Genomic DNA, 12650 nt, shown 5'->3' with positions numbered 1-12650 from the left:
CGTGCTCACCAGCATTTCCAGGGGGCACGGCCCGATTGCCACAGGTCTTCGAGCAGGTTCTTCTCGCGCAGCGTGTCCATCGGCTGCCAAAAGCCCGTGTGTTCAAAGGCGCGCAGCTGGCCGCTGGTGGCCAGGCGGGCCATGGGTTCCAGCTCCCAGCTGGTGGCGTCGCCGTCGATGTAGTCGATGACCTCGGGCTGCAGCACAAAAAAGCCGCCGTTGATCCAGCCGCCGTCGCCACGCGGTTTTTCCTCGAACCCGGCCACGGTCTCGCCGTCACGCACCAGCGCGCCGTAGCGCCCCGGGGGCTGCACGGCCGTCACCGTGGCTTGGCGGCCATGGGCGCGGTGGAAGGCAAACTGCGCGGTCATGTCCAGGTCGGCCACGCCGTCGCCATAGGTAAAGCAGAAGGGCTCGCCTTCGGGCAGGTATTCCTGCACCCTGCGCAGGCGCCCGCCCGTCATGGTGCTTTCGCCGGTGTCCACCAGCGTCACGCGCCAAGGCTCGGCGTGGCGGTGGTGCACTTCCATGCGGTTGTTGGCCATGTCAAAGGTCACGTCCGACATGTGCAGGAAGTAGTTGGCGAAATACTCTTTGATCACGTAGCCCCGGTAGCCCAGGCAGATGATGAAATCGTTGACGCCATGGGCGGCGTACATCTTCATGATGTGCCAAAGGATGGGCCGCCCACCGATCTCGATCATGGGCTTGGGACGCAGGTGCGACTCTTCCGAGATGCGGGTTCCCAGCCCCCCCGCGAGCAGTACGGCTTTCATGCCCGCAGCATAGTGCAGCCCCTGCGCCGCCAAAAGGCCCTGTCACTGTGGAAATACGGGCCAAATGCAGGGATTGGCACCGCGCGCAGATGGAGATGGGTGCAAACAATTGGAATATCGCTATATTTTATATAGCAACAAACCTTCTACCACCAAGCGATAGAGGCTTTTTTTACATAATCCGCGCCCCAGGACAACCGTCAAAACCCCGGCAAAAGAGGCAAAGGTGTGGCGCTGGCGCCATTTCCCGAAGAAGGCCTGTGTTGATGGCGCTCTTGAGTGCATTCCACACTCATCAATCCGATACATTTACAGTAACCTTCGGTAAGCCGCGTTGCCAGCGGCTCCGCCCGCCCACTTGTTTAGCCCCGGCTGCCGCCCAACACGTCTACAGCATGTTCGTCATCATTGGTTACGTTGTCTGCCTAGGCTGCATCTTCGGCGTGTACATCGTGCACGGGGGGAACATCAGTGTGATCCTGAAGGCCCTCCCCTTCGAGATCGTCACCATTCTGGGCGGCGCACTGGGCGCCTTCGTGGTGAACAACCAGCCCAAGGTGATCAAGGCCACCCTGGCGGCCATTCCGATGGCACTCAAGGGCTCCAAGTACACCAAGGCCCGTTACATGGAGCTGATGGCCATGCTCTATGACATCCTTCAAAAGGCCCGCAAGGAAGGGCTGATGGCCATCGAAAAGGATGTGGAAGCGCCCCACGAGTCCGAGATCTTCAAGAAGTACCCCACCGTGGGCAGCGACCACCATGTGATCGAGTTCACCACCGACTACCTGCGCATGATGGTGTCGGGCAACCTCAACTCCCACGAGATCGAAGCGCTGATGGACAGCGAGATCGACACCCACCACCAGGAAGCCCACGCCCCCGTGGCCGCGCTGGCCCGCCTGGCCGGTGCCCTGCCTGCCTTCGGGATCGTGGCCGCCGTGCTGGGCGTGGTGAACACCATGGGCTCGGTGGGCCAGCCGCCCTCGGTGCTGGGCGGCATGATCGGCTCGGCGCTGGTGGGCACGTTCCTCGGGATTCTGCTGGCCTACGGTGTGGTCGAACCCCTGGGCGGCCTGGTCGAGCAAAAGACTGAAGACGCTGCCAAGGAATTGCAGTGCATCAAGTCCACCCTGCTGGCCAGCATGCAGGGCTACAACCCCGCCACGGCCATCGAATTTGGCCGCAAGGTGCTTTTCTCCAGCGTCCGCCCCAGCTTTACCGAGCTGGAGGGGCATGTGAAAGGCAAGAAGTAGCGACGTCCGCGCCGCGAAACCCCAAACGCCATGGCAGAAAAAAAACTCCAGCCCATCATCATCAAGCGCATCAAGAAAGGCGGTCATGCGGTGCATGGCGGCGCCTGGAAGATCGCCTATGCCGACTTCGTGACGGCGATGATGGCGTTCTTCCTGCTGATGTGGCTGCTGGGCTCCACGGCCAAGGGCGAACTGCAGGGGATCGCCGCGTATTTCGCGTCTCCGCTCAAGGTGGCCATGACCGGCGGCGACGGCGCGGGCAACAGCTCCAGTGTGATTCCGGGCGGGGGCAACGATCTCTCGAAGGTGCACGGACAAGTGCGGCGCTCTGACGTGGAAGAGGCCAAGCAGCGCCGCATGAGCATTGATGCCGCCCGCGCCGAGCGCGCCAAGCAGGACCTGGACCGCATCAAGGCCCTGGAGGCCAAGATCGACGCGCTCATCACCGAAAACCCACGCCTGAACGAATACAAGTCGCAGATCCGCATCGACATCACCCCCGACGGCCTGCAGATCCAGATCATCGACGACCAGAACCGCCCCATGTTCGACAGCGGCAGCGCGTTGGTGAAACCCTACATGCGCGACATCCTGCGCGAGATCGGGGCAGCGCTGGGCGGGGTGGAAAACCGCATCAGCCTGGCCGGGCACACCGACGCCGTGCCTTACGGAAACAGCGACCGGGGCTACAGCAACTGGGAGCTGTCGGCCGACCGCGCCAATGCCTCACGCCGCGAGTTGGTGTCGGCCGGCATGCCAGACGCTAAACTGGGACGTGTGGTGGGCTTGGCGGCCAGCGATCTGCTGGAGCCAAACAACCCGCGCGCACCCGCCAACCGGCGCATCACCATCACGGTGCTGACCCGCGAGGCCGAAGAACGACTCATGGGCAAAGGGATTCCCGAAATCACTTCCACAGAACTGCTGAATGAAAAGCGGGAAAATCCCCCCCCAAGCAGGTAACAGTTACGACTTGTCACCAAACCTGCCACCCATGACAATGCCCACAGTAATTCTCGACCGAAAGGGTCCCAAGTGACCACAGCCCTTCGTTTTTTGATCGTTGACGACTTCTCCACCATGCGGCGCATCGTGCGCAATCTGCTCAAGGAAAGCGGCTTTGCCGATGCCGACGAGGCCGAAGATGGCGTGGCCGCCCTGAACAAGCTGCGCAACAGCAAGTTCGACTTCGTGGTGACGGACATCAACATGCCCAACATGAACGGCTTTCAGCTGCTGGCTGAAATCAAGAAGGACGACAAGCTCAAGCACTTGCCCGTCCTCATGGTCACAGCCGAAGCCCGCAAGGAAGACATCGTGGCAGCCGCCCAGGGTGGCGCAGCGGGTTACATCGTCAAACCCTTCACCAAGGCCACGCTGGAAGAAAAAGTGACCTTGATCCTGAAAAAGATGGGGCTATGACACCATGGACGACACACCGGACAACAGCCAGCCGCCTGCCGATGTACACCACAAGATTGGCCAGCTGACGCGCCAGCTGCACGACTCGCTCAACGAACTGGGCTATGCCGACAAACTGCGCGGCTCCATGGGCGAACTGCCCGACGCGCAAAGCCGCCTGTCCTACATCGCGCGGTTGACGGGGGAAGCGGCCGAGAAGGTGCTCAACCGCGTCGAACAGGCCAAAGCCCAGCATGACTACATCGCGGCGGAAACGCGCCGGGTCGTCAACTCGCTGGTGGCCGACCCGGTGGCGGCCGTGGCCAAGGGCGAGATCTTCAACTTCCTGACCGATGTGGAGCGCGTGACCAAGGAAGCCGACACGCACCTCACCGAAATCATGATGGCACAGGACTTTCACGACCTCACGGGGCAGGTGATTGCCCGCGTGGTCAACCTGGCGGCCACCATTGAAGACCAGCTGGTCCAGCTGTTGATTCAAACGGCCCCACCCAACGCACAGGTGCCCGTCGAGCCACCCCGCCCTCAGCATCTGCAGGGCCCCGTGGTGGACCCCGAGCACACCCCCGACGTGGTCACCGACCAGTCCCAGGTGGACGACCTGCTGGCCAGCCTCGGGTTCTGAGCCCGCCCGGGGCTTTTTGCGGTCAAAATGGCTGCTAGCGCTTGTCCACAAAGCGCTAGCAGCTATCTTTTTTAGTATCCCATCCCGGCACCACCCACCCTTTTTCGGGTGAGGCCACGCAGGCAAGGCCCCTTCGGCCCGCATGGAAAAGAGGGGGCTGCAGCCCCCTTATCCAGCTTTAGATTTCCGGGCTGCTCACGACAATGGCATGACACCAGCCGTCATGCCACCATGGAATCCAGCCAAGAAAAAAGCCTACCCGCGTCAGAGCGCAAGCTGCAGAAAACGCGCGAAGACGGCCAGGGAGCACGCTCGCGCGATCTCTCCCACCTCGCGATTCTGGGTGCCGGGGCCGCCTGCCTGCTGGTGCTGGCGCCCCAGCTGATGGACCACATGCAGCGGGCCATGAGCCAGCAACTGGCGTTTGACGCCGCCACCGTCATGGCGCCAGGCACCATGCTCAAGCGCCTGCAGGACATGGTGGTGGTGGGCCTGGTGGCCAGTGCAGTGTTTGCCATCCTCACCAGCGCCGCCGCCCTGATCAGCGCCATTGGCGCTGGCGGCTGGATCCTGAGCCTCAAGCCCATCACGCCGCAGTTCAACCGGCTCAACCCGATCTCGGGCCTGGCCAACCTGTTCTCCAAGCAGCAGATGGCCAACGTGGCCAAGATGGTGCTGATGACCGCGATCCTGAGCTATGTGGCCTGGAAGTTCATGGGCAACAGCATCGACACCGTGGCCATGCTGGTGCTGCAGCCCTCCCCCATGGCCATTCGCCAGCTGGCTGACTGGCTGACTTCGGGCATGAGCCTGCTGCTGCTGGTCGTGTTCCTGGCCGCGCTGGTGGACGTGCCGCTGCAGGCCTACTTCTTCAAGTCGCGCCTGAAGATGTCGCACGAGGAAGTCAAGCAAGAGCACAAGGAATCCGACGGCAACCCCCACACCAAGGGCCGCATCCGCCAGAAGCAGCGCGAGATTGCCGACCGCGCCAGCGTGGGCGCAGTTCCCAAGGCCGATTTCGTGGTGATGAACCCCACCCACTATGCGGTGGCACTCAAGTACGACGAAAAGACCATGAGTGCCCCCCAAGTGATATCGCGCGGCACCGACCTCATCGCGCTCAAGATCCGCGACGTGGCCAAGGCGCACGACGTGCCCGTGCTGCAGTCGCCCATGCTGGCCCGGGCGTTGTATGCGCATGCCGAACTGGACCAGGCCATTCCCGCCACGCTCTACACCGCCGTGGCCCAGGTGCTGGCCTATGTCTACCGCCTCAAGGCCGCCCTGCGTGGCGAAGGCCGCATGCCCGACAGCCTGGTGGAGCCCTTCGTTCCGCCTGAACTTGATCCGCTGAACCGCACTCCCGTGCAAGGCGCCGCCGTATGAACACCTCCGTAACGTCTCTTCGACAATGGGCGGGCACCAATGCAGGCGCCCTGCAGGGCCTGTCGGCACCACTGCTGGTGGTGGCGATCCTGGCGCTTATGGTGTTGCCCATCCCGCCCTGGCTGCTCGACGCGTTTTTCACGCTCAACATCGCCGTGGCCCTGATGGTGATGATGGTGGCGGCCTACATGCTGCGGCCGCTCGATTTCGCAGCCTTCCCCTCGGTGCTGCTGCTGACCACCCTGATGCGCCTGTCGCTGAACGTGGCCTCCACGCGCGTGGTGCTGCTCGAAGGCCACACCGGCCCCGGCGCGGCGGGTGCGGTGATCGAGGCCTTTGGTCACTTTCTGATCGGCGGCAACTTTGCCGTGGGGCTGATCGTGTTCGCCATCCTGGTGGTGATCAACTTTGTGGTGATCACCAAGGGCGCCGAGCGCATTGCCGAAGTGTCGGCACGCTTTACCCTGGACGCCATGCCCGGCAAGCAGATGGCCGTGGACGCCGACCTGAACGCGGGCCTGATCGACGAAAAGGAAGCCAAGCGCCGCCGCGCCGAAGTGGCGGAAGAAGCCAACTTCTTTGGCTCCATGGACGGTGCCTCCAAGTTCGTGCGCGGCGATGCGGTCGCCGGCATCCTGATTTTGCTCATCAACATCATCGGTGGCTTTGCCATCGGGGTTTTGCAGCACGACCTCTCGGCCAAGCAGGCGGCTGATAGCTACATCCTGCTGGCCATTGGTGATGCTCTGGTGGCACAGATTCCCGGGCTGCTGATCTCGGTGGCTGCGGCCATGGTGATCTCGCGCGTGGGCAAGGACCACGATATGGGCCGCCAGATCGTGCAGCAGCTCTTCATGTCGCCCCGCGTGCTGGGCGTGACCGCCGGCATCCTGCTGCTGCTGGGCGTGATCCCCGGCATGCCCCACATGGTGTTCCTGACCATGGGTGGCCTCTTGGGCTACGCCGCCTGGGTGCTGTACGAACGCCAGAAAGTGCCGCCCGAAGTCGAAGCACCGCCCGCCCCGGTCAGCGATGGCGAAGCCACCTGGGACGACCTGCAACCCATAGACCTGCTGGGCCTGGAGCTGGGCTACCGCCTGATCAGCCTGGTGGACAAGAGCCGCCAGGGCGACCTGCTCACCCGCATCAAGGGAGTGCGCCGCAAGTTTGCGCAAGAAGTGGGCTTCTTGCCGCCCGCCGTGCATGTGCGCGACAACCTCGAACTCAAGCCCAGCGGCTACCGCATCACGCTGCGTGGCGTGGTGGTGGGCGAAGGCGAAGCCTTCCCCGGCATGTTCCTGGCCATCAACCCCGGCGGTATCACCACGCCCCTGATCGGCACGCCCACCACCGACCCCGCTTTTGGCCTGCCAGCCCACTGGATCGACGAACGGCAGAAGGAAGCCGCACAAATGGCGGGTTTTACCGTCGTTGATTCCGAAACCGTGATGGCCACCCATTTGTCACACTTGATGCAAGTGCAAGCCGCCAAGCTTCTTAGTCGCACAGAAACCCAGCAACTGGTGGAGCACGTGGCCAAGCTGGCCCCCAAGCTCATCGAAGAAGTGGTCCCCAAAATGGTCTCCATCGCAACGTTCCAGAAGGTCCTCCAGCTGCTGCTGGAAGAGTCTGTGCACATCCGCGATATCCGGACCATCATCGAAACGCTGGCCGAGCACGCCGGTGGCATCACAGACCCGGTCGAGCTGGCCCGCCGCGTGCGCATTGCGCTGTCGCCCGCCATCGTCCAGCAGATCTACGGCCCCACCCGCGAACTCAACGTGATTGCGATCGAGCCTGGCCTGGAACGCCTGCTGGTGCAAGCCCTGGGCAACGCAGCAGGACCGGCTCTGGACCCCGGCGTGGCCGACATCCTCACGCAAAAGGCCGCCGAGGTGGCCCTCAAGCAGGAAGAGATGGGCCTGCCCGCCTGCCTGCTGGTTCCCGACCAGATCCGCAACGCCATCTCCCGCCTGGTGCGCCGTGTGGCGCCCCGGCTGCAAGTGCTTGCGCACAGTGAAATTCCAGAGACCCACACCATCCGCATTGGGCCGATCCTTAGAGGTGCATCAGCATGAACATCAAACGCTTTACCGCCCCCACCTCCCGCGAGGCATTGGCCAAGGCGCGCATGGCCTTTGGAGAGGGCACCCTCATCCTGTCCAACCGCCCCACGGCCAACGGCGTCGAGGTTGTGGCCACGGCCGAAGACACGCTGTCGGCCCTGGATGGAAGTGCAGGCGCGTCCAGCAACCCGCCCTTGCTGGCCCCCACACCGGCGCGCAGCGCCCCCCAGCGCGCCAGCCAGACCGCCGCAGCCAGCACCCTGGGCCGCAACGCAGTCGAGGAAGACACCGAGCAGCTGGCGATGAGCACGCTGTCGTTCCAGGACTACGTGCGCGAGCGCATGCTGCGCCGCCGCCACGAGGCGCTCAACGGCCCGGCCGAACCACAAACCTTGTCGGAGCGCAGCCGCGACCAGGAGCCCGAGCGCGAACGCATGCCAGCACCCGCCGTCGTGCGCCACAACCCGCTGCGCAGCATCCCCATGGACATTCCACCGGAGCCTCCACGCCGCCGGCAGGAAGCCGCCAGCGCCCACCTGGCCCAGTCGAACAACAACCAGCAAAGCGTGATGAATGAACTCCATGCCATGAGGGAGTTGATCGAAGACCGCTTTAACACCATGGCCTGGCTGGGCCAGGCGCGCCAGAACCCGATCCAGTCCAACCTCATGCTCAAGATGATCCGTGCAGGCTACTCCCCATCTTTGGCCCGCGCCGTGCTCGAGCGCATGCCGGAAGACCTGTCGGCCGCCGAGTCGGTGCGCTGGCTGATGGATGTGCTGGAGCGCAACCTCAAGACCGACCTGGCCGAGCCTCCGCTGTATGAGCAAGGCGGCATCTTCGCGATGGTGGGCTCCACCGGCGTGGGCAAGACCACGACCACGGCCAAGCTGGCCGCGCTGTGTGCGCGCATCCATGGCCCGGGCAGCGTGGGCCTGATCACTCTGGACACCTACCGTGTGGGCGCGCACGAGCAGCTGCGCAGCTACGGCCGCATGCTGGGCATCGTGGCCCATCTGGCGCACGACCGCGCCGCGCTGCAGGACCTCCTGGGCCTGCTCAGCGGCAAGAAAATGGTGCTGATCGACACCACCGGCGTGGCCCCCCGCGACCCGCGCAAGCGCGACATGCTGGACGTGCTGGACCTGCCCCACGTCAACCGCCTGCTGGTGCTCAACGCAGGCTGCCATGGCGACACGCTCGATGACGTGCTCACCGCATTCAAGACCGAAGGTTCCCAGCAAGCCATCCTGTCCAAGGTGGACGAGGCCGTGAAGCTGGGCCCCGCCATCGACGCACTGATCCGCCACCAGATGGTGCTGCGCGGCGTGACCAACGGCCAGCGTGTGCCGGAAGACTGGGAACGTGCCGATGCGCACAAGCTCATCAGCACCTCCATGCGCGCGCCTGCCAAGTCGGCCTTCGACCCCAAGGCGACCGACCTGAATTTCTTCTTCTCGCATTCGCCCGACACCATGAACGAACGGGGGCTGGTCGATGCTTGATATCGGTTTTCACCAGGCAGCCGGCCTGCACAGCTTCACCCCGCAGTCAGAGCTGCGCGTGGTGGCTGTTGCCAGCCAGGACAACGCGGGCACCGGGCTGGAGACGCTCTGGCAGATCTGCGCCAGCCTGCAGCGCCTGGGCTACCCGGTCGTGGTGCTCGACGGCACAGCGCAGGAGACGGACGAGTACCCGGGTTTGCTGCACCTGCTGCAACAAGCGCCGTGGAACGAGGGCGTCAGCCTCAACATGGGGGCCATGGCCTCATCGCTGGCAGTGATTCCCGCAGCCAAAGGCCTGCAGCGCGTCAGCCGCGAGGCCAGCCGCAACGAGACCGCACCCCTGCCCTGTCTGCTGCCCTATTTCCGAACCTACGGGCTGATCGTGCTGCACGCGCCTGCGGCCACGCTGGGGCCGCTGCTGACGCACACCGCCACCGTACCGCTGGTGGTGATGGGCGACGGCTCGGCTGGTGTGCTGACCAGTTACAAGAGCCTCAAACAGATCGCGATGCACACAGGACTGCCCTGTATGGTGGCGGCTTTGCTGCGCGGCACCACGCCCGCAGAACGGCGCAAGACCCAGCATGCACTGATGACCTTGCAGGACTGCGCGGAACGCCACCTGGGCGGCCCGGTCCGCACGACCACCATCGCCACACAGAACCCTCAGGACCTCCAGCGCCTGGCCTTGCAACTGCTGGAAAATGCGGGCACTATCAGTGAGTCGCTGACAGCGCTGCCACCCAGCAACTTGGCAGCCATGCCTGCGCATTTTGTCCGGAGCCATTGATCTGATTTGTCCGGAGCCGTTGATCTGATGTACACCGCCAAAGGCCAGCTCGATCGTGATGCGATGATCCGCCAGCACGTCCCGCTGGTGCGAAGAATCGCGCACCACATGATCGCCAAGCTGCCTCCCAACGTGGAGCTGGACGACCTGATCCAGGTTGGCATGATGGGCTTGGCGGAAGCCCTGTCGCGCTACGAAGTGGCCCAGGGTGTGCAGTTCGAGACCTTTGCCACCCAGCGCATCCGCGGCGCCATGCTCGACGAGCTGCGCGAGGGCGACTGGATGAGCCGCAGCTCCCGCAAGAGCCAGAAAGACATCGAACACGCCGTGCACCGGCTGGAGCAGAAGCTGGGCCGCAGCCCGCTGGAGTCTGAAATTGCCAGCGAGATGGGCATGAGCTTGGTCGAATACCAAAGCCTGCTCGGCAAGGTTCGGGGTACACAACTGGTGTATCTGGAGGACATGACGCATGGCAACGAGGACGATGACGGCTTTCTGGACCGCCATGTGGCAGACGCCGACGCAGACCCTCTGGAATTGCTGCGCGACCAACGGCTCAAGATGTCGCTGGTGAATGCCATCAAGACCCTGCCCGAACGCGAGCAGCACATCATGGGCATGTACTACGAGCACGACATGAATCTCAAGGAGATCGCGGCCGTGCTGGGGGTGACCGAATCTCGGGTATGCCAGCTGCACAGCCAGTCCATCGCACGCCTGCGGGCCAAGATGCGGGCGCATTGACTACCCCTGAGTCGCCTTCGGCGCCTTCCCCCTGAAGGGGGACGCCACCAGTGGCCTGGCGGAGCCAGTTCCACGGTGGCACTGGTCGGGGGCTGCGACCGTTTCAGGGGTAACCGCGCCGAGCAGACATCGAAGTTCAATCCTCCGGCCTTCACTGGTAACGGTCAAAACAATAGCTGCTTGCACTTGTAATCCGTGGCTTTGAGAGGTTTTTCCTCTCAAAGCCAACAGGGACAAGCGCCAGCAGCTATCTTTTTTTGGCTCAACCAGCCGATTTGTAGATACGGGCCACGCCGGGCTTGCCGGCCTGTGCGCCCCGACCGTCGCCGTAGGTGGAGGGTGTGCCCGCCTGCGGCACCAAGCCTGCCACCTGGCGATCGGCATTCACGGCCAGGCGCGCCAGGCTTTCGCGGTGCACGGCAAGCATATCGTCAATGGCCCGGGCTCGCTTTTGCAGCTGTGCCGGCACGGGCAGACCCCTGGCTGCAGTCTGCTCCAGAACGCGCGCGAACTGGGCCGCTGCATCCCGCAGGGCCACACTGTTCTTTTCCAGGGATTGGGGGTCTGCCGCGAGAAGGGCGGCGGAGACTTTTTCGATCAGCTGTTCAACAGCCGAGAGGGATTCTTCCAGGGACATGGCGCATTGTGAGGTGGATAGCGCCTGCCTGCCAAGTCTGTCAATAAAGGTGCGTGCGGGACGCTGAGGAATCAACCGCGCGAGCGGGCCAGGATTTCCTGGGCGTTGGAGAGCATCTTGTCGGCAATGGCTTCGGCGTCCACCGAAAAAGTGCCTTTTTCGATGGCCGCCCGCACCGCCTTGACCTTGCTCGCATCAAAATCACCTGTGGAACGGGATGTCTGGTCCAGCGCACGGGCAGCGGTGGAGACGGTGACGGGCACACCGGCGGTTGACACAGCCGCAGCGTCTTTGGCGGCTCCTTCAGCAGCGCTGGCAGGACTTTTGGCTTGCTTGGCAAGCCCCGTCTGCGCCAAGGCGCCCGGGAGTTCCGGTTTTTGACCAATCTTCATCGCTCTCTCCACCACCCCGTTTGATGTGGGGCACAGTAGCAATGTTTTCGACCCATTTGGCCCGGACTTTAGCCATTTATCACCGCCCCGTCATCAAAGAGCGACGACCACTGTCCCAACCTCATTCACAGTTCCACTGACTATCCTGCCATTATCCATGCGGATGCGAACAATCTGCCCCGCAGCGCCTGCCGACATGGCCTGCCCTGCGGAGGTGACTGCATAGCCGGGGCCCTGGGCAATCACCTTGACCTGGGCGCCTGCGCGAAAGAGCTGGGGGGGCCGCACCATGGTCTGGCGCAATGCCTGGCCGGCCACCAGCTGGCGCGCGGCGACCTGCCCGACCCACATTTCCGGGTTGGCCATCACGGCTGCCGACTCTTCGGCCCAGTCCACTTCCGCCTCGGTGGCGTCATTGGCGGTCAGCACCGTCCCCGGAGCCACCGGGCCGGTCAGCACCCAAGCCGGGCCAAATGCCTTGACGGTCACCGGCAGGTAAACGTTCCATGCGGTTTGCCCCTCGACACAGCGCAGCCCCAGGCGGGTGCGGCCCCACAGCCGGGCGCCGACCGGCAGGTAGGGTTCGACCCGCGCGCACGGCGCCAGCCGCAGCCGCGAGTCGAGTGAGCCAACGCTCACTTCCATACGCAGCGGCAAGCCGGAGGCCTGGTTGCGCGACATCGCGTCATCCAGCCAGCGTTGGGTCAGCGGGCCCAGGTCGGCACTCGGGTCGGCTGCCGCCTGGGCCAGCGCGGCCCCGCTGCTGCCAGCCACTGCAGTCAACCCCAGCACCACCGCCAGAGCGTGCCGAGCCACAGCACGTCGCCCGGCGATCGCCAGAGCGCCAGCGCGAACCAAAGGGGACACGAAGGGGAAAACGAAGATCGATGGCATGGGGCCTCCTGGGCATCGCAGGTCAACAGGTCTGACCGCGCGGGGCGGCAAAGACTCTTTCACGACTGGAACTATAGGCAGGCGAGCCCTGCGCAAAACCCGAAACTGCGCACCCATTTCCGCGTTCTTCGCGCTTTAGAAAAAAGCGGCGGCTTTC

13 protein-coding genes are annotated in these 12650 nt (G+C 63.9%); 9 read left to right on the top strand and 4 right to left on the bottom strand.

All coding sequences use genetic code 11. The annotated features are described in order from the left end of the window. Positions 1-5: 5 nt before the first annotated feature. Positions 6-776 (bottom strand): glucose-1-phosphate cytidylyltransferase, encoded by a 771-nt coding sequence (gene rfbF, locus ACODS0_RS10290; RefSeq protein WP_218301575.1) that lies wholly within the window; start codon positions 774-776, stop codon positions 6-8. 395 nt (positions 777-1171) lie between these two features. On the opposite strand from rfbF, the gene motA reads away from it, so the two are divergent. The 9 genes from motA (at position 1172) to ACODS0_RS10245 (ending at position 10570) form a co-directional block, all read left to right on the top strand. After that, positions 1172-2032 (top strand): flagellar motor stator protein MotA, encoded by an 861-nt coding sequence (gene motA, locus ACODS0_RS10285; RefSeq protein WP_055398297.1) that lies wholly within the window; start codon positions 1172-1174, stop codon positions 2030-2032. 30 nt (positions 2033-2062) lie between these two features. Further along, on the top strand, positions 2063-2995 hold the full coding sequence (motB, locus tag ACODS0_RS10280) for a flagellar motor protein MotB (RefSeq protein ID WP_055398298.1): 933 nt from the start codon (positions 2063-2065) through the stop codon (positions 2993-2995). A gap of 72 nt (positions 2996-3067) precedes the next feature. Continuing rightward, on the top strand, positions 3068-3454 hold the full coding sequence (cheY, locus tag ACODS0_RS10275; RefSeq protein WP_010466076.1) for a chemotaxis response regulator CheY: 387 nt from the start codon (positions 3068-3070) through the stop codon (positions 3452-3454). 4 nt (positions 3455-3458) lie between these two features. Then, entirely contained in the window at positions 3459-4079 is a 621-nt protein-coding gene (locus ACODS0_RS10270; protein ID WP_055398299.1) for a protein phosphatase CheZ, read from the top strand. 231 nt (positions 4080-4310) lie between these two features. After that, positions 4311-5465: an EscU/YscU/HrcU family type III secretion system export apparatus switch protein gene (locus tag ACODS0_RS10265; RefSeq protein WP_228898963.1), complete on the top strand. Its 1155-nt coding sequence runs from the start codon at positions 4311-4313 to the stop codon at positions 5463-5465. After that, the gene (gene flhA / locus ACODS0_RS10260; RefSeq protein WP_121421290.1) at positions 5462-7543 is read left to right on the top strand and encodes a flagellar biosynthesis protein FlhA; all 2082 of its coding nucleotides are present in this window, start codon (positions 5462-5464) and stop codon (positions 7541-7543) included. The genes ACODS0_RS10265 and flhA overlap by 4 nt, the downstream gene beginning before the upstream one ends. After that, positions 7540-9036, top strand: coding sequence for a flagellar biosynthesis GTPase FlhF (gene flhF, locus ACODS0_RS10255; protein ID WP_121508445.1), 1497 nt, complete (start codon positions 7540-7542; stop codon positions 9034-9036). Before flhA ends, flhF begins: the two co-directional genes overlap by 4 nt. Continuing rightward, entirely contained in the window at positions 9029-9826 is a 798-nt protein-coding gene (locus tag ACODS0_RS10250) for a hypothetical protein (protein ID WP_488834711.1), read from the top strand. Before flhF ends, ACODS0_RS10250 begins: the two co-directional genes overlap by 8 nt. A gap of 27 nt (positions 9827-9853) precedes the next feature. Next, complete coding sequence (locus tag ACODS0_RS10245; RefSeq protein ID WP_121421293.1) at positions 9854-10570, top strand: RNA polymerase sigma factor FliA; 717 nt, start codon at positions 9854-9856, stop codon at positions 10568-10570. 262 nt (positions 10571-10832) lie between these two features. Here ACODS0_RS10245 and ACODS0_RS10240 read toward each other — a convergent pair whose 3' ends face one another. The 3 genes from ACODS0_RS10240 to flgA form a co-directional block, all read right to left on the bottom strand. Then, on the bottom strand, positions 10833-11207 hold the full coding sequence (locus ACODS0_RS10240; protein WP_121508443.1) for a hypothetical protein: 375 nt from the start codon (positions 11205-11207) through the stop codon (positions 10833-10835). 71 nt (positions 11208-11278) lie between these two features. After that, on the bottom strand, positions 11279-11599 hold the full coding sequence (flgM, locus tag ACODS0_RS10235) for a flagellar biosynthesis anti-sigma factor FlgM (protein ID WP_121508442.1): 321 nt from the start codon (positions 11597-11599) through the stop codon (positions 11279-11281). A 93-nt stretch (positions 11600-11692) separates the two neighbouring features. Then, positions 11693-12493: a flagellar basal body P-ring formation chaperone FlgA gene (flgA, locus tag ACODS0_RS10230; RefSeq protein ID WP_228898966.1), complete on the bottom strand. Its 801-nt coding sequence runs from the start codon at positions 12491-12493 to the stop codon at positions 11693-11695. Positions 12494-12650 lie beyond the last annotated feature (157 nt).

This window comes from Acidovorax sp. FG60 (assembly GCF_057808995.1).
Note: the sequence above shows the minus strand (reverse complement) of the source record. Positions and strands in the feature narration are given on the sequence as shown.